22 protein-coding genes are annotated in these 20,036 nt (G+C 66.5%); 8 read left to right on the top strand and 14 right to left on the bottom strand.

Annotation, left to right across the window (positions count from 1 at the left end; all coding sequences use genetic code 11):
• Nucleotides 1–36: 36 nt before the first annotated feature.
• From JVH1_RS26770 to JVH1_RS26745, 6 genes are all read right to left on the bottom strand, one after another.
• Nucleotides 37–1,068 (bottom strand): alpha/beta fold hydrolase, encoded by a 1,032-nt coding sequence (locus tag JVH1_RS26770; RefSeq protein WP_009474779.1) that lies wholly within the window; start codon nucleotides 1,066–1,068, stop codon nucleotides 37–39.
• 17 nt (nucleotides 1,069–1,085) lie between these two features.
• Nucleotides 1,086–1,856 carry a MerR family transcriptional regulator gene (locus tag JVH1_RS26765; protein WP_009474780.1) on the bottom strand — a complete coding sequence of 257 codons (771 nt, stop codon included), beginning with the start codon at nucleotides 1,854–1,856 and terminating at the stop codon, nucleotides 1,086–1,088.
• Between the two features lie 212 nt (nucleotides 1,857–2,068).
• Nucleotides 2,069–2,362 (bottom strand): DUF2516 family protein, encoded by a 294-nt coding sequence (locus JVH1_RS26760; protein WP_005251878.1) that lies wholly within the window; start codon nucleotides 2,360–2,362, stop codon nucleotides 2,069–2,071.
• A 72-nt stretch (nucleotides 2,363–2,434) separates the two neighbouring features.
• Entirely contained in the window at nucleotides 2,435–3,265 is an 831-nt protein-coding gene (gene tadA / locus JVH1_RS26755; RefSeq protein ID WP_005261062.1) for a major lipid droplet protein TadA, read from the bottom strand.
• A complete protein-coding gene (locus JVH1_RS26750; protein ID WP_005261063.1) occupies nucleotides 3,258–3,764 on the bottom strand; it encodes a helix-turn-helix domain-containing protein in 507 nt (168 codons plus the stop codon). Before JVH1_RS26750 ends, tadA begins: the two co-directional genes overlap by 8 nt.
• Before the next feature lie 103 nt (nucleotides 3,765–3,867).
• Nucleotides 3,868–5,139: a DUF445 domain-containing protein gene (locus tag JVH1_RS26745; RefSeq protein WP_009474781.1), complete on the bottom strand. Its 1,272-nt coding sequence runs from the start codon at nucleotides 5,137–5,139 to the stop codon at nucleotides 3,868–3,870.
• 145 nt (nucleotides 5,140–5,284) lie between these two features.
• Between JVH1_RS26745 and JVH1_RS26740 the strand changes: the two genes are divergently transcribed.
• Complete coding sequence (locus JVH1_RS26740) at nucleotides 5,285–6,025, top strand: TetR/AcrR family transcriptional regulator (RefSeq protein ID WP_009474782.1); 741 nt, start codon at nucleotides 5,285–5,287, stop codon at nucleotides 6,023–6,025.
• 48 nt (nucleotides 6,026–6,073) lie between these two features.
• Entirely contained in the window at nucleotides 6,074–6,379 is a 306-nt protein-coding gene (locus JVH1_RS26735) for a DUF4873 domain-containing protein (protein WP_009474783.1), read from the top strand.
• Here the strand turns inward: JVH1_RS26735 and JVH1_RS26730 are convergent.
• Nucleotides 6,366–7,841, bottom strand: coding sequence for an NAD(P)/FAD-dependent oxidoreductase (locus JVH1_RS26730; RefSeq protein WP_009474784.1), 1,476 nt, complete (start codon nucleotides 7,839–7,841; stop codon nucleotides 6,366–6,368). The two genes, JVH1_RS26735 and JVH1_RS26730, sit on opposite strands and share 14 nt — an antisense overlap.
• Before the next feature lie 35 nt (nucleotides 7,842–7,876).
• Between JVH1_RS26730 and JVH1_RS26725 the strand changes: the two genes are divergently transcribed.
• The gene (locus JVH1_RS26725; protein ID WP_009474785.1) at nucleotides 7,877–8,737 is read left to right on the top strand and encodes a polyphosphate kinase 2 family protein; all 861 of its coding nucleotides are present in this window, start codon (nucleotides 7,877–7,879) and stop codon (nucleotides 8,735–8,737) included.
• Between the two features lie 21 nt (nucleotides 8,738–8,758).
• Here JVH1_RS26725 and JVH1_RS26720 read toward each other — a convergent pair whose 3' ends face one another.
• The gene (locus JVH1_RS26720; RefSeq protein ID WP_016882734.1) at nucleotides 8,759–8,989 is read right to left on the bottom strand and encodes a hypothetical protein; all 231 of its coding nucleotides are present in this window, start codon (nucleotides 8,987–8,989) and stop codon (nucleotides 8,759–8,761) included.
• A gap of 96 nt (nucleotides 8,990–9,085) precedes the next feature.
• Between JVH1_RS26720 and JVH1_RS26715 the strand changes: the two genes are divergently transcribed.
• The 3 genes from JVH1_RS26715 to JVH1_RS26705 all read left to right on the top strand — a co-directional run bounded on the left by JVH1_RS26715 (nucleotide 9,086) and on the right by JVH1_RS26705 (nucleotide 11,204).
• Nucleotides 9,086–9,643, top strand: coding sequence for a DUF2231 domain-containing protein (locus tag JVH1_RS26715; RefSeq protein WP_009474787.1), 558 nt, complete (start codon nucleotides 9,086–9,088; stop codon nucleotides 9,641–9,643).
• A gap of 16 nt (nucleotides 9,644–9,659) precedes the next feature.
• A complete protein-coding gene (locus JVH1_RS26710; RefSeq protein ID WP_005251863.1) occupies nucleotides 9,660–9,815 on the top strand; it encodes a DUF6131 family protein in 156 nt (51 codons plus the stop codon).
• Nucleotides 9,816–10,001: 186 nt separating this feature from the next.
• On the top strand, nucleotides 10,002–11,204 hold the full coding sequence (locus tag JVH1_RS26705; RefSeq protein ID WP_009474788.1) for a glycosyltransferase: 1,203 nt from the start codon (nucleotides 10,002–10,004) through the stop codon (nucleotides 11,202–11,204).
• A gap of 22 nt (nucleotides 11,205–11,226) precedes the next feature.
• On the opposite strand, the gene JVH1_RS26700 is transcribed toward JVH1_RS26705, so the two are convergent.
• Nucleotides 11,227–11,535 carry an STAS domain-containing protein gene (locus tag JVH1_RS26700; protein ID WP_005251861.1) on the bottom strand — a complete coding sequence of 103 codons (309 nt, stop codon included), beginning with the start codon at nucleotides 11,533–11,535 and terminating at the stop codon, nucleotides 11,227–11,229.
• 358 nt (nucleotides 11,536–11,893) lie between these two features.
• Nucleotides 11,894–12,658 (bottom strand): GAF and ANTAR domain-containing protein, encoded by a 765-nt coding sequence (locus JVH1_RS26695; protein ID WP_009474790.1) that lies wholly within the window; start codon nucleotides 12,656–12,658, stop codon nucleotides 11,894–11,896.
• A 221-nt stretch (nucleotides 12,659–12,879) separates the two neighbouring features.
• Here JVH1_RS26695 and JVH1_RS26690 point away from each other — a divergent pair, with 221 nt between their 5' ends.
• Together JVH1_RS26690 and JVH1_RS26685 are read left to right on the top strand one after the other, a co-directional pair.
• Complete coding sequence (locus JVH1_RS26690; protein ID WP_009474792.1) at nucleotides 12,880–13,314, top strand: ATP-binding protein; 435 nt, start codon at nucleotides 12,880–12,882, stop codon at nucleotides 13,312–13,314.
• Nucleotides 13,311–14,108, top strand: a complete 798-nt coding sequence (locus JVH1_RS26685; protein WP_005251853.1) for an RNA polymerase sigma factor SigF — start codon at nucleotides 13,311–13,313, stop codon at nucleotides 14,106–14,108. The genes JVH1_RS26690 and JVH1_RS26685 overlap by 4 nt, the downstream gene beginning before the upstream one ends.
• A gap of 1 nt (nucleotide 14,109) precedes the next feature.
• Here the strand turns inward: JVH1_RS26685 and JVH1_RS26680 are convergent, their stop codons facing one another.
• The 4 genes from JVH1_RS26680 to aceA form a co-directional block, all read right to left on the bottom strand.
• The gene (locus JVH1_RS26680; RefSeq protein WP_009474794.1) at nucleotides 14,110–15,150 is read right to left on the bottom strand and encodes an NAD(P)-dependent alcohol dehydrogenase; all 1,041 of its coding nucleotides are present in this window, start codon (nucleotides 15,148–15,150) and stop codon (nucleotides 14,110–14,112) included.
• A gap of 82 nt (nucleotides 15,151–15,232) precedes the next feature.
• Nucleotides 15,233–17,527 carry a 5-methyltetrahydropteroyltriglutamate--homocysteine S-methyltransferase gene (gene metE / locus JVH1_RS26675; protein WP_009474795.1) on the bottom strand — a complete coding sequence of 765 codons (2,295 nt, stop codon included), beginning with the start codon at nucleotides 17,525–17,527 and terminating at the stop codon, nucleotides 15,233–15,235.
• Nucleotides 17,528–17,650: 123 nt separating this feature from the next.
• Nucleotides 17,651–18,547, bottom strand: coding sequence for a 3-hydroxybutyryl-CoA dehydrogenase (locus tag JVH1_RS26670; protein ID WP_005261077.1), 897 nt, complete (start codon nucleotides 18,545–18,547; stop codon nucleotides 17,651–17,653).
• A gap of 119 nt (nucleotides 18,548–18,666) precedes the next feature.
• Entirely contained in the window at nucleotides 18,667–19,956 is a 1,290-nt protein-coding gene (gene aceA, locus JVH1_RS26665) for an isocitrate lyase (protein WP_009474796.1), read from the bottom strand.
• Nucleotides 19,957–20,036 lie beyond the last annotated feature (80 nt).

Genomic DNA, 20,036 nt, shown 5'->3' with positions numbered 1-20,036 from the left:
CGTGTGAGCCTGAACAATCCGTATGAAACTGTCGGATCAGAGATTGCGGAGCCGGACGATCTCCTTGTCGAACTCGTCGATGCTCTCGACGGAACTCATGTGGCCGACGCCGGGCAGGACGATGAGCCGCTCGAGGTGACCGGCCTCGTCCAGGACGCGAGCGAGCTTGCGGGCGTGGACCGGCGGGGTCAGTCGGTCCATGGAGCCGACGAGCACCGTGGTCGGGACGTCGAGGTTGTCGAGAGCCTCGTGGATGTCGAGGCCGCTGAGCGCGGCGCCCCAGCCGCCGCGGATGCGCGGCTTGCAGTCCCGAACGATGTTCTCGCAGAACTGGACTTCGGCGCGGGAGGCGTTCGGCGACATCGACACGTACTGGAGTGCGCGCGTCATCACCGGCGACGACACCAACGGAACCGGGGTGCTCAGGACGGCACGGCCGACTGGAACCGGCACGCGCGGAAAACGGTTCGGGAGCGGGATGACGGTGGTCTCGGCGATGAGCCGATCGCAGGCGGTGCTGGCGAGCAGAACTGCCGACGCGTACTTCTTCACCTCGTCGGGGTGCCGGCCTGCCCACGCCATGATGCTCATGCCACCCATGCTGTGACCGACGAGCACGGCCTTCTTGTCGTCACGCACCGTCGCCTTCAACACCTCCGACAGGTCGTCGGCGAGGACGTCCGGGCCGAGCGGGAGCGAGCCGACCGTGCTGCGGCCGTGCCCACGCTGGTCGTAGGTGATGACCCGGTACTCGTCCCCCAGCGCGTTCACCTGCGGGTACCAGTATTCGGTGGAACAGGTCCAGCCATGGCTCAGCACGATGGGATCGCCGTCCACCGGACCGTAGGCGCGGACGTACAGCGTCGCTCCGTCGTCGGTGAGGATCTCCGTCACGTCCGGGCGCAGGTTCGGGGTGCGCAGCAGCTCGTTCGGCGCGACCTCGGTCGACAACGTCAACCCGCGGGTGGCGCGCTTGTGGCGGATCGCTGTTGCCGCGGCGACGACGGCACCCACTCCGGCTGCGCCGGCGAGTGCCCGGAAGGCGATGGTGCGCGAACTGCTGGTCATTCCTGCCCCTGTCCTGTCTAACTTGCTCTGTTGGTGTCTGTGCTCGTCGCCGGGCCCGGTGTCTCACCGAGTTGCCGGGCCGCCCGTTCGAGTGCCTTGGAGATCTGTTCCTCCATCGCCTCTTCGAACAGCGACTGGACGGCGTCGTGTGCGAGGGGACGCATCTGGTCGACGAGCCGCGCGATCTCCGAGACCTTCGCCTCGTCGAGTTCGAGCGGCTCGCCCTCGGCGGCGAGGTAGCGGTCCGCGACGACGGCGACGAACCGCGCGGCGACGTCCGAGAGGTCTCGTCGCACCGCCGCGGTCTGTTCGAGGACGGCCTCGAGCGGGATGCCGGCGTCGACGAGGACCTGCGCCGCCTCGACCAGTCGCGGATCGTTCACCGAGTAGTCGTCTCCGGCGGGAACGAGCACACCGAGTTCGGTGCCCTTGGCGATGTTGGCCTCGGTGGTCTGCGCACCGAACATGCGTTTCAGCTCGGCGATCGTGAGGCGGGCCGCTCGCCTGCGCTTCTTCCACCGGCTGCCCGGGTCGTCGGTCTCCAGAACGTCCTTGACCTGGAGTCCGTAGTGCGCAGCCGTGAGGAGTTCGCTGATGGTGGCGAACGTGTAGCCGCGATCGAGCATGCGCCCGATCAGGTGCAGGCGGGCGAGGTGCGATTCGTTGTACCACCCGGTGCGCCCCTGCTTCCGTGGCGGCGGGAGCAGTCCGCGGTCCTGGTAGACGCGCACGTTCCGCACACTCACCCGCGCCTCGCGTGCGAGGTCGTCGATCCGGTATTCCTTCATCAGACGATGTGCGCCCGTCGGAGCAGCAGCCGGGACGGGCCGCCGACGAGTCCCGCAGCCGGGTGGGCATCGCTCGCTGAGTCACGTGGGTGGACGACGGACATGTCAGCTCCTCGGTAGCCGTGTCACCACAATAGCATTGTCACAATGCCCATTGTCATCGTATGGGCGCGAGAGGTCCACGTCTTCACATGCTCATGGGGTGGGAGCGGCTACCAGCGAGGCCCGCGCTGCACGTCGTCGACGCGCGGGCGCACGTCCACGAGATAGACGCACACTGCGACGACCGCGACGATGCCGAACAACTGGACGGCAGGGAACAGCAGGAGGACGAGGAATGCGACGGCGAGAATGCTCAGCCAGATCGGCTTGCTCAACTTGTCCACGGCGGTGAACGCGTCTTTGCGCTGGCGAGCCGCGTGGAACAGTGCGTATGCAGCACCGCCCAGGGCGACGATACGAATCACCAACAAGATCACCGAGACGACGCCGTCAACTTGAATCACAGCCCCATCCTACGAGGTCGACACGCAAACGGCCCCCGCACCGAACGTGCGGGGGCCGAAAAGCGTGAAGGATCAAGCCTTCTTGGCCGGAGCAGCCTTCTTGGCCGGAGCGGCGGCCTTCTTGGCCGGGGCCGGGGCCGGGGTTGCCGCAGCCTTGGCCGGAGCAGCCTTCTTCGCGGGAGCGGCGTGCTTGGCCGGGGCAGCCTTGTCGGCGCGAGCCTGGACGTCGGCCGCGGTGGCGGTGACGCGATCGGCAGCGTCCTTCGACGCTTCCTCGGCCTGGTCGCCCAGGTCGAGAACCTTCAGGGCAGCCTCGTCGCCGGCGTCGGCGATGGCCTCGCCGAGTCCCTCGGCGGTGTCGGAGATGCGACCCGAAGCGCGGCCCGCGAGCTTTGCGGCCTGCTCGCCGACGGCGCGCGTCTGGCGTGCAACGGTGCCGAGAGCTTCCTCGGTCAGCTCGACGGCGTCACCGAAGGCGGTCTCGGCGCGGCCGATGCCCTCCTCGACGACCGGCTGCTTGCGGATGCGCTCGACGGTGTCCTCGCCGCGCTCGGCGAGCGACGTGTACAGGTCGGAGGCGACCTTCAGGTAGGCCTCGGCAACCTTGCGCAGCTCGTCGGCGGTGAATTTCTCACGCAGCTCGGCAAGCTCCTCGGGCAGCTCGGACGGCAGTCCGGCGAGGCGGTCGCGAAGGTTCTCGACACCCTCGGTGACCTCTTCCTGGAGTCCGGCGATGCGCTCCTTGGCGCCGCCGACACGCTCTTCGACGTCACCCTGGGTGGACTCGGCGCGCGAGCGGACCTGGGCGACGACGTCGGCCACGGCCTGCACGACGACGTCTCCGGCGCCTACGGCCGCGTACAGCGAGGTCTTGACGCTGTCGATGGTCTTCTGGTCAGTCATCGGCTTTCTCCTGTTCAACGGTGGGGGGTTCTGGTTCCGGCGTCTGGGAATCAGAACGCTGGTGTTCTTCTGTCCGAAGCTCGGACGTCCGGGATTCGGCCGCTTCCGCCGATTCGTTCTCACGACAGAACGACTCGTAGATCTCGAGCAGCACTTGCTTCTGCCGCTCGGTAATGGCCGTATCCGCGAGCAGAGCGTCACGGAGGGGACCGTGTGGCCGCTGCTCGAGGTAACCCGCCTGGACGTACAGGACCTCCGAAGACACCCGGAGACCCTTGGCTATCTGCCCAAGCACCTCGGCCGAGGGCTTGCGCAACCCACGCTCGATCTGACTCAGATACGGATTACTGACACCGGCCAGCTGCGCCAGCTGCCGCATCGACACCTGAGCTGCTTCGCGCTGGGCACGAATGAAACCTCCGATGTCGTGAGCGGCGTTGCTGACTACGCGAGCTGCCAGATCTCCTGCACCGGCTGCGTCGCGATCATCGCTTGCCATCAGTCCTCCGTGTTGCTGGGCAGAACCAAGCCTAAAGCAGGGTGCTAGCAATTGCAAGCACTCTGTTAGCACCCAGCTAGCGGACCCTCCGTCGAGGCGATTGTCAGCCGAACAGCAACGTCGAGAACGTGTAGATCAGCAGACCCGCGATCGACCCGACGACGGTGCCGTTGATGCGGATGAACTGGAGGTCCCGTCCCACCTGCAGCTCGATCTTCTTGGACGCCTCCTCGGCGTCCCAGCGCTCGACGGTGTCGGAGATGATCGCGGTGATCTCGTCGGTGTAATGGACCACGACGTAGCGCGTGCCGGCGAGCACCCACCCGTCGACCTTGACCCTCAGCTCGTGGTCGTCGCGCAGCCGCTCGCCGAAGCGCACGACGTTCTCCGCGACCTTCGTGCGCAGCGTGCTGTTCGGGTCGTCGACGGATTCCATGATCAGGCGCTTGGCGACCGTCCACGTCGCCGCGGCGAGACCGGTCACCTCCTCGCGCCCCATGATCTCGGCCTTGATCTTCTCGGCCTTCTCCATGGTCGCGGGGTCGTTCTGCAGGTCGTCGGCGAAGTCGACGAGGAAGCGGTTGGCCGCCTGCCGCACCTCGTGCTCCGGGTTGGATCGCACCTTCCAGGTGAATTCGACGAGCTCGCGGTGGATCTTCTCGCCGAGCATGGCGTCGACGAACTTGGGCGACCAGGCGGGCGAATCGCGGCTGACGATCCGGTCGATGGTCTCCTGACTCCCGAGCGCCCACTGGTGCGCCCGCTCGGCGAGCAGATCCAGGATCGGCAGCTGCCGGTTCTCGCGCAGGAGTTCGCCGAGCACGCGCCCGATCGGCGGCCCCCACTGGGGCTCGGCCAGCCTGCGCACCAGCGTGCTGTCGATGATCTGCTGCACGTCCTCGTCGCGCAGGATCTCGACGAAGCCGCGCAGGATGGTGGCCGTCTCGGCAGCGACGCGCGCGGCGTGCTTGGGCTGCGCCATCCACCTGCCCAGCCGCAGCGGGATCTCCGCGGCCTCGACCTTGGCGGACACCACCTCGGGGGCGAGGAAGTTCTGGCCGACGAAGTTGCCGAGGCTCGCCCCCAGCTGGTCCTTCTTGCGCTTGATGATCGCGGTGTGCGGGATCGGCAACCCCAGCGGATGCCGGAACAGGGCCGTCACCGCGAACCAGTCGGCCAGCGCACCGACCATGCCTGCCTCCGACGCGGCCCGCACGTAGCCGACCCACGCCCCCGCGCCCCGCGATTCCTGCCACCTGCACACGAGATAGACCACGGTGGCGAACACGAGGAAGCCCGTCGCGACAGCCTTCATCTTGCGGAGATCGCGGCGCTTCGCGTCGTCGTCGAAGGCGGAAAGGCTCAATTGGTCCACAGACGCCATTGTGCCCAAGGTCGGCACGGAGGCGGCAGCCCAGCCGCCGGAGCCGCGCCCGCACAGGCGGCGTTGTGCCGAGCGACAAGACCCGAGCACTAAGCTGACAGGAGATCGCGACACGAAACGGATGTGAAGAGAGTCAGTGGCGAACGACGGCGTGAAGGATCCTGAGCAGGTGACCGAGTCGATGACGAAGCTGGACAAGGCAGCAAAGCCCGATGGGCGCAAGCGCCGCTGGCGTGAGCACAAGATCGCACGCCGAGAAGAACTCGTCGACGGAACGATCGCCGCCATCCGCCTGCGTGGACGGGACATCGGCATGGACGAGATCGCCTCCGAGATCGGTGTCTCCAAGACGGTGCTGTACCGCTATTTCGCGGACAAGAGCGATCTGACGAACGCGACCATGGCGCGCTACGTGGAAACCACGCTCGCCCCGCGGATCTACGAGGCGATCGGCGGAGACCTCGACGACTTCGAGCTCACCCGCGCCACCATCACGGCGTACGTCGAGACGGTGGCGTCGGATCCCGACGTCTACCTGTACATCATGGCCAACGGCTCCGGCCCGGGCCGCGAAACGGTCGCGGACTCGGAACGGATGATCGCGGAGGTGCTCTCCACCGTTCTCGGCGAGCGGCTGCGGCAGATGGAAATGGACTCCGGCGGCGCCGTCCCCTGGGCGTACGGAATCGTCGGCGGTGTGCAGTTGGCGACGCACTGGTGGATCTCCAACCGGTCCATGTCGGTCGAGGATCTGATCAACTACCTGACGATGATGACCTGGGGTGGCGTCACCGGTATCGCCGCCGTCAACGGCTCGCCCGCGCGATTCAACGCGATCCCGCACCCGCTGCGCCCGCCTGCGGCCGAGGCCGACTAGCGCCGAACGTTTCTTGTGTAACTAACAGTTACAGGTAAACTTGCCTGTGTGAACGAACACGAGGAAGAAGAGGGCTACCGCGGCCCCGCCGACGTCGTCGTCGGCGATCGTCCCGCCGTGACCGTGCAGGTCCAGTTGGCGGGAAACTTCGAACCCATCAGCGGTCGGTACGTCTGGCACGGCCGCGTCCGCACCCTGACCGACGTCCTCGGCGCCGATGCCGACCTGTCCGCGGGCACCGAACTGCAGATCACGGGCCCGGATGGCACGGCCACCGCCCGGATCACCGGGGTGGACCTCTGGGGAAGCCATCTCGTCGACGGAGTGACGCCCCCGCCGTTCAGCCGGGTGTGAACTCGAAGTCCGCCGGTTCGACCGACCGCGTCCGTTGCCAGTAGCGCACGGTCGAACCCGGCCAGATAGTGCGGTTGACGCCGTGCGAGTCCAGGTACCAGCTCACGCACCCGCCGGTGGACCACACGCCCCTTGCCAGTTTCCGTTGGATGTCGGCGTTGAAGCCGCTCTGCACCGCGGGCCGGACGGCCGCGGAATCGGCGCCGCGCCGGTCGACGAGATCCATGAGTTCCAGTGCATAACGAATCTGCGACTCGATCATGAAGACCACCGAATTGTGACCGAGCCCGGTGTTGGGGCCGAAGAGGAAGAACGCGTTGGGGTAACCCGCGACGGTGATACCGAGGTGGGTGCGGATCCCGTGTTCCTCCCACTCGTCGGCGAGGCGCCGGCCCCCGACCCCGGTGAGCTCGACATTGTCGAAACCGTCGGTGACGTGGAATCCGGTGGCGTAGATGATCGCGTCCACCACCCGCTCCGCCCCGTCGCCCGCGACGATGCTGTGCGGGCGCACCTCCGCGATGCCCTCGGTGATCACGACCGTCTTCGGTGAGATCAGCGCCGGGTAGTACACGTCCGACCCCAGGATCCGCTTGCAACCGATGCGATAGGACGGGGTCAGCTTCCTGCGGAGTTCGGGGTCGGCGACGGTCCTGTTCAGGTTCTTGCGCGCCACGCTCTCGATCGGCCGCATCAGGCGGGAGTGCCCGTTGAACCCGAGCGCGAGCGATTCGTAGGTCCAGTAGACCGCGGCACGCACCATTCGACGGGCCAGCGGGACCCGGCCGAAGAGGCGCCGCGCCTCCGGCGGAATGCCGAAGTTCAGGCCGGGTATCACCCAGGGTGGCGTCCGCTGATACAGGTGCAGCTCGGCGACGTCGCCCACGATCTCGGGAACGAACTGGACGGCGCTGGCGCCCGTACCGATCACCGCGACTTTCTTGCCCCGCAGGTCGTAGTCGTGGTTCCACCGCGCCGAGTGGAACTCCGTTCCCTCGAAGGTGTCGGCGCCGGGCAGATCCGGGACGTTCGGGATGTGGAGGGCGCCGATCCCGGACACGACGAACTGGGCGACGTACTCGTCGCCCGACTCGGTGTGGACGTGCCACCGTCGCCGTTCGGCGTCCCAGTGCCCGCCCGTCATCGTGCGGCCGAAATGAATGTTGCGCCGCAGATCGTACTTGTCGGCCAGGCCGCGCAGATAGTCGAAGATCTCCTCCTGTCCCGACCACATCCGCGTCCAGTCCGGGTTCGGCTCGAACGAGAACGAGTACAGGTGCGAGGGCACGTCACACGCACAACCCGGGTACGTGTTCTCCCGCCAGGTGCCGCCGACCTCCCGCGCCTTCTCCAGCAGGATGAAGTCGTCGCGTCCCCGCTTGCGGAGTTGGATGGCCGTGCCCAGACCGGAAAATCCCGTCCCGATCACCAGGACACGACACCGGTGCACCTCGCCGCCCACGACTCCATGTAACGCTCCTGTGGCACTGTTTGTACATGGCAGACAAGGCACGCGGAGTGTGGAAGACGCCGGCGATCGAGGCCCTGCGATCGCGTCCGGGCCAGCGGATCGCCGAACTCGATTGTGGGAGCACACCCGGGTTCGTCGGCGACAAGTCGGACGGGGTCGCGCTGCTCGAGGAACGCGGTGCGGTGCTGTCGTCCCTCCAGGAGAAGCTCTACGCCAACGGACGATCCGGCGACGGCCGGTCGGTGCTCCTCGTGCTCCAGGGCATGGACACCGCGGGCAAAGGCGGGATGGTCCGTCACGTCATCGGGCACGTGGATCCGCAGGGCGTGGATCACGCGTCGTTCGGCGTGCCCACACCCGAGGAGAAGCGCCACCACTTCCTGTGGCGGATCGACAACGCCCTGCCCCGCGGCGGGCAACTCGGCGTGTTCGACCGGTCGCACTACGAGGACGTGCTGGTGGTCCGGGTTCACGATCTCGTGCCCGCGGAAATCTGGAGCGGCCGCTACGACGAGATCAACCAATTCGAAAAGGAACTCGTCGCCGGCGGCACGACGCTGGTGAAGGTCGCGATGTTCGTCTCACTCGACGAACAGAAGTCGCGGCTGCGCGAACGGTTGGAACGCCGGGACAAGTACTGGAAGTACAACCCCTCGGACGTCGACGAGCGCAAGCTCTGGCCCGCGTACCAGGACGCGTATCAGGCGATGCTCGACGAGACGTCGACCGATTACGCGCCGTGGTACGTGGTTCCGTGCGACCGCAAGTGGTACAGCCGCATCGCGGTCACCGAGCTGCTGATCGATGCCCTGGAGAAGCTGGACCTCGACTGGCCGCCCGCCACTTTCGACATCGACGCGGAGAAGCGGAGGCTCGCGGACTCCTGAGCCCTTCCGGAAATGCCGCCGTCAGAAGAGGTGCGGCGTTTCGTGGTGCAGCCTGTGATCGTGACGCACGGCTCCTCCGTACAGCGCCATCGCTCCGGCCAGCGCGACGACGCACAGAGATCCGGAGATCACCGCCCAGCCGCCCTGCCCCGAGCCTGCGGCGACGAGGAACCCGCCGAGACAGACCACCGACAACAACACGAGAGCGAAGCTGACCCAAGCAGCGAAGAGATTGAGTTTCACGGCACTCACCTCACCTTCGAGAACGTGGTCCCGACGCTACGCCCGACCTGCATCGACGACAAGGCAGGCCGGTTTTCTTCGCGCCGCCCTGGGTAACCGGGAGTCATGAACCTCGAGAGCCTGTTCCGGAAGGCGGAATCCGCCGGGTTCCTCGACGGCGGCAGCCGGTTCCTGCAACAGCGGATCCAGGGGGCGCTCGGTTCGTCCGGCGCGGGTGCGGTGTTGCGCGGATCCTGGCTCGGGCACCCCGTGCATCCCGTTCTCGTCAGCCTCCCCATCGGTGCGTGGGTCGGCGCGACCGTCTTCGATCTGGCGTTCCGCGATCACGTCGGCGCACGCAGGCTGATCGGCCTGGGACTGCTCGCCACTCCCCCGACGTTGGTGACCGGCTGGGCGGACTGGTCCGAACGCGATACGCGTCAGCGCCGCGTCGGCCTGATCCACGCCGAGGCCAACGCCATCGGCATCACGGCCATGCTCGCGTCCTACCTTCGCCGCAGGCACGGAACGGACGCACGCGCTGTCGTCACGAGCACCGCGGGACTACTCGCGATCGGCGTCGGCGGCGCGCTCGGCGGGCATCTGACCTACGCAATGGGCGCAGGAGTCGACGGGGTGCGGGAGGGTCCGGGATCGGACGCTCCCCTCGCCCCGGTGGGATGAAGAATCGAGGAACGTCATGATCGTGCTCGGACTGATCTTGCTCCTGATCGGATGGCTCACCGGCCTCACCTGGCTGTGGACCATCGGCATCATCCTCCTGGTGATCGGCGCGATCCTGTGGATTCTCGGCGCCACCGGGCGTGCGGTCGGCGGCAGGCGGCGCTGGTATTAGAACGCAACACCGGCAGGCCTGTGCAACCTGTCCTGTGACAGAGTGCTAGCCGGTCGGTTTACAAACCCGAAGTTCGGGAATCCCCGTGGCATGACGGCCATTCATCGCGAACCCAGACCTCCCGTGTGCGGCGGGCAACCGATGAGAACGGCAGCCGTCGGCACCTCGAGACGATTGAGGATTTCGATGGTCTCGGCCAACGCCAGTCCCCTCGAGGTCTCGGACGGCGCCGATGTCGGGGGGCAGAGCATTCACCTCGCCGAACTGTCGGCAGCCCTCACGCGGGAAGGTCACGACGTCACCGTCTACACCAGGGCGGAGAGCGAGGACGCCCCGGAGCGGGTCACGACGCCGGGCGGGTACACCGTGGTGCACGTGCCTGTCGGGCCCGCGCGGCGGATGTCCGAGGCCGAGATCCTGCCGCTGATGGGGGCGTTCGGCAGCGTCCTGAAGGCCGAATGGGAAGCCGAACGGCCCGACATCGTCCACGCCCACTACTGGATGTCCGGGATCGCGACGCAACTCGCCGCCCGCACTCTCGGCATTCCGGTGGTCCAGACGTTCCATGCGCTGGGGGTGGTCGAGCAGCGGTTCGAGCGTGCGGATTCGTCGAGCACCCACAACCGAATTCACTTGGAACAGTTGATCGCCCGCGGAGCCACCCGGGTGGTGGCGACGTGCACGGACGAGGTCTTCGAACTCTCCCACCTCGGCCTGCCGCGCTCGCGCACGTCCGTGGTTCCGTCCGGCGTCGACGTTGCCGAGTTCACGCCCGACGGCCGCGCCGACGAGAAGGGCAAACGCCATCGCCTCGTCATGGTGGGCCGGCTGGCGCCGAGCAAGGGGTTCGACACCGCGATCGAGGCGCTCTCCCACTTCCCCGACACCGAACTCGTCATCGCGGGTGGGCCGGCCGCCGACGAGGTCGCCGACGACCCCGAAGCATCGCGACTGCTGACCCTGGCCCGGGAGACGAAGGTGCGTAACCGGGTACGGATCGTCGGGCGCGTGCCGAGAAACGCCATGCCCTCGCTGCTGCGGTCGGCGGACGCCGTGGTGTGCACCCCCTGGTACGAGCCGTTCGGCATGGTTCCGCTCGAGGCGATGGCCTGTGGCACACCGGTTGTGGCGTCCGCCGTCGGTGGTATGCGGGACACGGTGGTCGACGGCATCACCGGACGCCTCATCTCACCGCGCAACCCGGTCCGCCTGGCCGAGGCCCTGCGACAGATCTTCGACGACGACGCCCTGCGCACGGGATACGGCATGGCGGGCTGCGATCGCGCCCGCGCCCGCTACTCGTGGGACCGGGTCGCCACCGACACCCTCCGCGCCTACGGCCGCTGCGTGTCGGCCCCTCCGCGCACGAGTCGAACCGGCGCCCACTGACGTCGGGCGCCGGTTCGGACGCTCAGGCCGTTCGGCCGTGCCAGGCCCCGAGGGCACTGTCCACGGAAGCGAAGCACGGGTAGCTCGACTCCTGGCCCGCGGCTCTGAGCAGTCGATACACCGGCCGGCCGCAGATCATCGCCCACGTCCGGCCGTCCCGGACGTTCGTCGCGTGGACGGTGTCGAGCACCGACAGACCCGCGGTTCCGATGAAATCCACCTTCGACATGTCGAGGATGAACTGACCCTCGGGCGAGATCCGCGTGCACACGTAGTCGCGGAACCCCGGCGCACTGAACAGGTCGATCTCGCCTCGCACCCCTACCAACATCACCCCGGACCCGACTCGCTCGGAAGTGAATTCCGCGCTCGCACAGCGTGTCGGAGCGGAACCGACGGCCGAGAGCGTTACCCTCGGCCTGTACGTGGTACCGAACTCCGTGCCCGAACACGCCATTTCAGGTTCTGGGACCCCTGGACCAACAGACATGGCTCACCCCATCTCGAACATTGAGAGGGGAAGCGGAGCACCTGCAGACAGACCCGACCTCGGACACATGACACCGTCTGCTACGGCAGCGCTTCCCGACATCGGCTGTGTGTTCAACCTCGGTTCGAGACTACTCCCGCCTGTGATGTGTCACAAGGAAATAACAGATACTCGAGCTCTCATTTGCCCTGGTGAGCGATTACAAACCGTTACGCATGGTTGTACGCGCCGAAACAGCCGCGACGACACGTTCTGCGACCACGCGCAGTTTGACGTTCTCCCGCTGCGAACGCGTGACGAGGACCTCGAATGCGGTCTCGGCGTCGAGACCCCGCAACGCCATCACGATTCCCTTCGCCTGGTCGATGACGGCGCGGGAACGGAGGGCGATACGAAGTTGCTCGATCAGATTTCTCGCCTCGCCGTACCGCCGCGCATTGCGCACCGCGACCGCTGCCGCCTCGACGTAGAGCTCGAGCACCGACTCGTCCATGCGGTGGAAGGCGTGCGGCAACAGTCCGTACAGATTCAGGGCGGCAGACTGCTCCGCGACGGGAAGGGGCACGGACAGATAGCTGTGGACGCCTGCCGGTTCGGAACTCGCGGCGTACGCCGGCCACCTCTCGTACGCGGCGGCGCGGTCGGCTCGCACGGTCTCGCGGGAGCGCACGACGTCGAGCGCAGGCCCCTCACCGAAGCGGTACTGCAACTCCTCGAGCGCCGCGAGCTCGTCCGACGTCGCGGCCACCGTGACGGGACCCGTCGGCCCGAGAACGGTGATCCCGGCCATCGCCGCACCCGGGAACACCTCGACCATCCGACGGCACAGCGTGTGCAGCACGACGTCGGTCTCATCCTCGGGCTCGAGCAACTCGAGCACAGCGTCGAGCGACACGGTGACCGCGTCGGCGTCTGCGGTCTCGACGTCACTCGTCAACGTGTGCAGATGAATCTCGTCAGGCATCCCACTCGTCTCCCGTGACCACCATGACCCTGCCGAGGGCCTCAGGAACGCTGATCGTGCCGCCAACATTACTCGGGCAAACGTACTGATCGGACTGGTTTGATCGGTCCTGTTCTGCGGTATTCCACCTGCGGTGTCGCCGGATCGCTACCCTGACTTCTCAGCAGCGCGAGCCGACCCACCGCCCGCCGACAGCACGGTACGCCCGACCCGGAGGTCTCATGGCCATCGCCAAGACAATCGAACCCGACCAGGATCACACACATCCCGTCGTCGAACTGCGCGTGCGAGCAACGCCCGATCAGCTCTCCGTACTGCGCGCCCTTGCAGCAACCGTTGCCATTCACGAAGATTTCGACCTCGACTCCATCGCCGACATCAAACTGGCCATGGACGAGATCTGTACCCAGCTGATCGTCCGCGCGACACCGGATGCGGTCCTGGTGTGCCGGCTGCAGTATCTCGACAACACCCTGCGAGTCGACGTATCGAGCACCACCACCTCGGTCGACTCCCTCGGCGAGCGTTCGTTCGCCTGGCACGTACTCAACGCCCTCACCGATTCGGTCGATCTGAAACAGGAGCCCGACTCAGCCACCGCGGGTTTCGTGACCACCATGGAATTCACCAAGGTGAAGAACGGCCTGAGTCTGTGACGTCCCATACTCACAGTGGGGGGCACACGGCCCGTTGGCCGGACGAGTATCAGGACGTCACAGCACTCTTCGAACAGATGGCAGCCCTCGACGAGGACGATCCCCGGCGCAGCAGACTGCGTGACGCCGTCGTGACGCGCTGCCTCCCGCTCGCCGAGCACATCGCTCGCCGTTTCGACGGCCGCGGCGAGGCGCACGACGATCTGGTTCAGGTCGCGCGCCTCGGCCTGGTCAACTCGGTCGACCGGTTCGACGTGGAGCGGGGATCCGACTTCGTGTCGTTCGCGGTCCCCACCATCATGGGCGAGGTACGACGGCACTTCCGCGACACCGGGTGGGCCGTGCGGGTGCCCCGCCGGATGAAGGAACTGCACCTCGCGCTGAGCCAGGCCGTCGCCGAACTGTCCCAGAGTCTCGGCCACGCGCCCACCGTCAGCGAACTCGCCGAACACCTGGACCTCGAACAGGAGGAGGTGGCGCAGGGGCTCCTCGCCGGCAACGCGTACCAGACGGTCTCCGTCGACAACACGTCGTCGGACCGGACAGGCGAGCTGTCCATGGTGGAGACACTCGGCGACTACGACGCCGCGATGGACGACGTCGAGAACCACGAAACCCTGCGCCCCCTGCTCCAATCGCTGCCCGAACGGGAGCGGACCGTCCTCATGCTGCGATTCTTCGGCAACATGACACAGACCCAGATCGCCGACCGGGTCGGTATCTCGCAGATGCACGTGTCCCGGTTGCTGGCGAAGACACTGGCATCACTGCGAGATCAACTCGGTGACGCGTAGGTCAGATCGTTGCCGTGTCGATCACGAATCGGTACCGCACGTCGCTGCCGACCACGCGGTCGTAGGCGCCGTCGATCTCGTCCGCCGAGATCACCTCGATCTCGGCGCCGATACCGTGCTGGGCGCAGAAGTCCAGCATCTCCTGCGTCTGCGCGATCCCGCCCACCATCGAACCGGCGAGACTGCGACGGTTGGCTGCGAGACTGAACGCGCGCACCTCGATCGGCTTCTCCGGCAGCCCCAGTTCGACCAGGGTTCCGTTGATCGCGAGCATCGACATGTAGGCGTCGATGTCGAGATTCACCGAGACGGTGTTGACGATGAGGTCGAATTGTCCGCGCAACTGCGTGAACGTGATCGGATCCGCGGTGGCGTAGTAGTGGTCGGCACCGAACTTCAGGCCGTCGTCCTTCTTGCCGAGGGACTGGCTGAGCACGGTGACCTCGGCACCCATCGCATGCGCGATCTTCACACCGACGTGTCCGAGACCGCCCATCCCGACGACGGCGACCTTCTTGCCCGGTCCGGCTCCCCAGTGTGCGAGCGGTGAGTACAGCGTGATCCCGGCGCAGAGCAGCGGCGCCGCGACGTCCAGTGCCAGGCCGTCGGGTATGGACAGGACGAATCGTTCCGTCACGACGATGTGCGTCGAGTAGCCGCCCTGCGTCCACTCGCCGTCGCGCCCCTTGGCGTTGTACGTGCCGGTCACCCGGTTGACGCAGTACTGCTCCTCGTCGGCCCGGCAGGCGTCGCATTCGCCGCAGGAGTCGACGAAGCAGCCGACACCGACCCGGTCGCCGACCCGGTGCTTCGTGACGCCGGAACCGACCGCGCTCACGACGCCCGCGATCTCGTGACCGGGGACGACGGGATAGTGCGTGCTGCCCCACTCGTTGCGGGCGGTATGAATGTCGGAGTGGCAGATGCCGGCGAACTTGATCTCGATGAGCACGTCGAGCGGTCCGAGCTCGCGGCGTTCGATGGTGGTCTTCTCGAAGGGTCCTGCGCTGGACGTGACTGCGTATGCGGCTGCGGTAACCATGCTTACATGCCTACATGTTTGCGCGACCGAACGCACGTTCGGGGCCACCGCTGACGCGGTGACCCCGAACACGCCTCAGAAATCAGGCCTCGGATTCTTCCTTCTCGGCCCGCCTGCGGAGACGCTTCGCCGCCGCCACCATATTGCGCAGCGAAGGCTCGAGCTGCCAGTAGTGACGCGTCTTCAGTCCGCCGTCCGGGTTGGCCCACAACCGCTCGAGTGAGATCGACTCGCTCGCCTCCGTGAGCAGTGCGTCCAACTCGTCGATGTCCGGAATCCGGGCCGACCGGCTCTCGTACACACCCGGACCGACACCGTGGGTCAGCGCCCGCTCCTTGATGGCATCGAGGACCCACGTGATGGAGCGCGTCGCCACGATCGCCGTCACGTCCGCATCGAGCCGTTCGATGGCGTCGACCACCGACGCCCGGCTCGTGTACGTGATATGCGTGTGGATCTGCGTCTCCGGCTTCGCCCCGCCCGTCGCGAGACGGAAGGCGTCGACCGCCCACTCGAGATACGCCTCGCGGCCGTTCTCGCGCAACGGCAGCAATTCCCGGATCGCCGGCTCGTCGACCTGGATGATCGCGATACCCGCCGCCTCGAGGTCGGCGATCTCGTCACGGATCACCAGCGCCAACTGGTCAGCCGTCTCGTACAGCGGCTGATCCTGGCGGACGAACGACCGCGCGATCATCGTCACCGGACCCGTGAGCATGCCCTTGACCGGCTTGTCCGTCAGCGACTGCGCGTACGAGATCCACTCGACGGTCATCGGCTTCGGCCGCGACACGTCCCCGTAGAGGATCGGCGGACGTGTACACCGCGAGCCGTAAGCCTGCACCCACCCGTTGTGGGTGAAGGCATACCCCTCGAGAAGCTCCGCGAAGTACTGCACCATGTCGTTGCGCTCGTGCTCACCGTGCACGAAGACGTCGAGCCCGATGTCTTCCTGCAACCGGATCGTGCTTTCGATCTCGGCCTGGATCCGCTTGTAGTACTCCTCCCACTCGAGGCGTCCCTCACCCAGCTCGTACCGCGCCTGCCGGATCGCGTCCGTCTGCGGGAACGAGCCCAGCGTCGTCGCCGGAACCAGCGGCAGATTCAGTCGCTCCTGCTGGGCGAGCCGCCGCTCCTCGTACGGAACCCGGAGGCGGTCGCCCGGCTTGATCGCATTGACCCGTGCCCGCACCGCGTGCTTGAGCTTGAAGTGCACCGACGTGGGACGCTTGCGCCACTTGTCGGACGGACCCTCGGTGAGCGCCTTGGCCAGCGAAACCACCTCGCCGACCTTCTGCTTCGCGAACGCGAGCCGATCCGCGACATCACCCGGGATGTCGTACTCGGACAACACGTCGTACGGCACGTGCAGCAACGACGTCGACGTCGAGACCACGAGATCCGGCACGACGTCCTTCAGCGTGTTCAGGTACGTCAGCGTGTTGTACCGGTCGACGCGCCACACGTTGCGGCCGTCGACCACACCGGCGTAGATGCGCTTGCGCTTCATGCCCGGGATCTTCGCCAGCTCGTCGGCGCTCAGCCGGTGACTGACGAGGTCGAGGCCCAGAGCCTCCACCTTGGTGGAGGCAAGGATGGCGAGCGCCTCCCCGAGATGCCCGTACGGACCGGTGACGAGGATGCGGGGCCGCAGCGGTGCGTGCGACAGCTTCTCGTACGCCTTTGCCAGCGCGGCCAGTTCTTCGGGTGTGCGGTCCTCGGTGAACGACGGCTCGTCCAGCTGGACGCACGTGGCGCCCGCCTTCGCGAGCTGCTCGAACAGCCGCTCGTACTCCGGCAGCACCTTGTCCAGCAGGTCGAGGGTGGAGAAGCCGTGCCGCTTCGACGTCGGACCGACCTTCGACAGCAGCAGCAGCGACACGGGCCCCAACACGACGGGACGCAGTTCGATCCCGCGCGCCTTCGCCCGCTCGAACTCGTCCATCACGGTCTCGGACCGCAGCGCGAACTCGGTGTTCTCGTCCAGTTCGGGCTGACGGTAGTGGTAGTTGGTACCGAAGAACCGCACCAGCTCGAGCGGCGGGAAGTCCGGCCGGCCACGCGCCAGCGTGAAGTAGAAGTCCAGCGGATCGAGCTGACTCTCGAGCGGCTTGAACCGCTCGGGCACGGCACCGAACAGCAGCGCGTTGTCGAGTACGTGGTCGTAGTAGGAGAACGTGTTGCCCGGGACCTGGGTCAGACCGGTCGCGGCGAGCTCACTCCACGTCTCCTCCTGCAGATCCCGGGCGACGGTCACGAGTTCTTCCTTCGTGCTCGTGCCGTGCCAGTAGGACTCGAGGGCACGCTTGAGTTCGCGGCGAGGTCCGATGCGGGGATACCCCAGGATGCTGGATCCGTATGCTGCGGTGCTGGACATGCGGTCGACCTTTCTGGGCTCAGTCCAGTGGCTGAGAATGCCTCTGGGCTCGATGCACCTGTGCGCCTCTCACAACCGCCAGTGGTCGTGAAAGGCGCACAGGTGTAGTCGCCTACCTACCTACTAGCTGGCCTTCTTGCTGGCACGGCCGTTGTCGCCGTACTCGTAGAAGCCCGCGCCGGACTTCTTGCCGACCAACCCGGCCTCGACCATGCGGAGCAGCAGCGGCGGCGCCGAGTACAGGGGCTCCTTGAACTCTTCGTACATGGAGTCGGCGATCGACTTGACCGTGTCCAGGCCCACCAGGTCGGTCAGCGCGAGCGGACCCATCGGGTGTGCGAGGCCGAGAACCGTTGCCTTGTCGATGTCTTCCTTGGTGGCGAACCCGGACTCCACCATGCGGATCGCGGAGAGCAGGTACGGCACCAGGAGGGCGTTGACGACGAATCCGGAACGGTCCGCGGAACGGACGACCTGCTTGCCCAGCACATCACTCGCGAAGGCCTCGGCCCGCTCGGACACCGACTTGCTCGTCTTGAGCGTGGTCACCAACTCGACGAGGGGAAGCACCGGAACGGGGTTGAAGAAGTGCATCCCGATGACCCGTTCCGGGGACTTCGTGGCGATACCCAGCTTCATGATCGGGATCGACGACGTGTTGGACGCCAGCACGGCGTTCGGATCCGTCACGACCTGGTCGAGTTCGGTGAAGATCTCGCTCTTCACCTTCTCGTCCTCGACGACGGCCTCCACGACGAGCTGCCGATCCGCGAAATCACCGAGATCGGAGGTGAACCGCAGCCGCCAGGCGGCCTGCTCACGTTCCCGCTCGGTGATCTTGCCGCTGCTCACTCCGCGGTCGAGCGACCGCAGGATGCGCGAACGCCCCGCCGCCGCAAGCTCGCGGGTCTGCTCGAACACCAGAACGTCGACGTGCGCGCGAGCACACACCTCTGCGATTCCGGCACCCATGATCCCGGCGCCGATCACGCCGACGCGCTGAATCTTTTCGCTGGTCACGTCAGCTCCTTTTCGTCTAGTGGAGTCGTCGCCCGGGGAGGGGCCCGGTTACAGGCCCCTCCCCGGGGTCGGGTTGATCAGGTGAAACCTTGATCGGTCGAAACCTTGGAGGCCAAGGCTCAGTGGAACTGACCCTCTTCGGTGGAGCCCTTCAGGGCAGCCGTCGAGGTGTTGGGGTCGACCGTGGTGGCGATGCTGTCGAAGTAGCCGGCACCGACCTCACGCTGATGCTTGATGGCGGTGAAGCCACGCTCCTCGGCGGCCTTGAACTCGCGCTCCTGCAGGTCGACGAAGGCGGTCATGCCCTCGCGGGCGTAGCCGTGCGCCAGGTCGAACATGCCGTAGTTGAGCGAGTGGAAGCCGGCCAGGGTGATGAACTGGAACTTGAAGCCCATCGCGCCGAGCTCCTTCTGGAACTTCGCGATGGTGGCGTCGTCCAGGTGCGCCTTCCAGTTGAAGGACGGCGAGCAGTTGTACGCGAGCAGCTGGTCCGGGAACTCGCTGCGAACCGACTCGGCGAACTTCTTGGCGACCTCGAGGTCCGGCACGCCGGTCTCCATCCAGATGAGGTCGGCGTACGGGGCGTAGGCCTTGGCGCGCGCGATGCAGGGCTCGATGCCGTTCTTGATACCGAAGAAGCCCTCGGCGGTGCGGGTTCCGTCCAGGAACTGCTGGTCGCGCTCGTCGACGTCGGACGTGATGAGGGTCGCGGCCTCGGCATCGGTGCGGGCGATGACCACGGTGGGAACGTCCGCGACGTCGGCGGCGAGGCGAGCCGAGGTCAGGGTGCGGATGTGCTGCTGCGTGGGGACGAGGACCTTGCCACCGAGGTGGCCGCACTTCTTCTCCGACGCGAGCTGGTCTTCCCAGTGCGAACCGGCGACGCCGGCCGCGATCATGGCCTTCTGCAGCTCGTAGACGTTGAGCGCGCCACCGAAGCCTGCTTCACCGTCGGCGACGATCGGGGCGAGCCAGTTGTCGACGGAGGTGTCGCCCTCGACCTTGGCGATCTCGTCGGCACGCAGCAGCGCGTTGTTGATGCGGCGCACGACCTGCGGGACCGAGTTGGCCGGGTAGAGGCTCTGGTCGGGGTAGGTATGTCCGGACAGGTTCGCGTCACCGGCGACCTGCCAACCGGACAGGTAGATGGCCTTGAGGCCTGCACGGACCTGCTGAACGGCCTGGTTGCCGGTCAGCGCGCCCAGCGAGTTGATGTAGTCCTCGTTGTTCACGAGGTCCCAGAGGATCTCGGAACCACGGCGTGCGAGGGTCTGCTCTTCGACAACGGTGCCCTGGAGCTTGGTGACCTGCTCCGCCGTGTAGTTGCGGGTTACTCCCTTCCAGCGCGGGTTGGTGTCCCAATCCTGCTGGATTTCAGCTGCGGTCTTCGGGGTGCCGGTGGTCGACATCAAGACTCCACTCTCTTCGATCTGCTGGTCCGGTACGGATGTACTGCTTCACATCCTTGCCAGGCCCTTCGTATGTACTT

The sequence above is a fragment of the Rhodococcus sp. JVH1 genome, assembly GCF_000280725.2.
Taxonomy (GTDB): Bacteria; Actinomycetota; Actinomycetes; order Mycobacteriales; family Mycobacteriaceae; genus Rhodococcus_F; species Rhodococcus_F jostii_A.
Note: the sequence above shows the minus strand (reverse complement) of the source record. Positions and strands in the feature narration are given on the sequence as shown.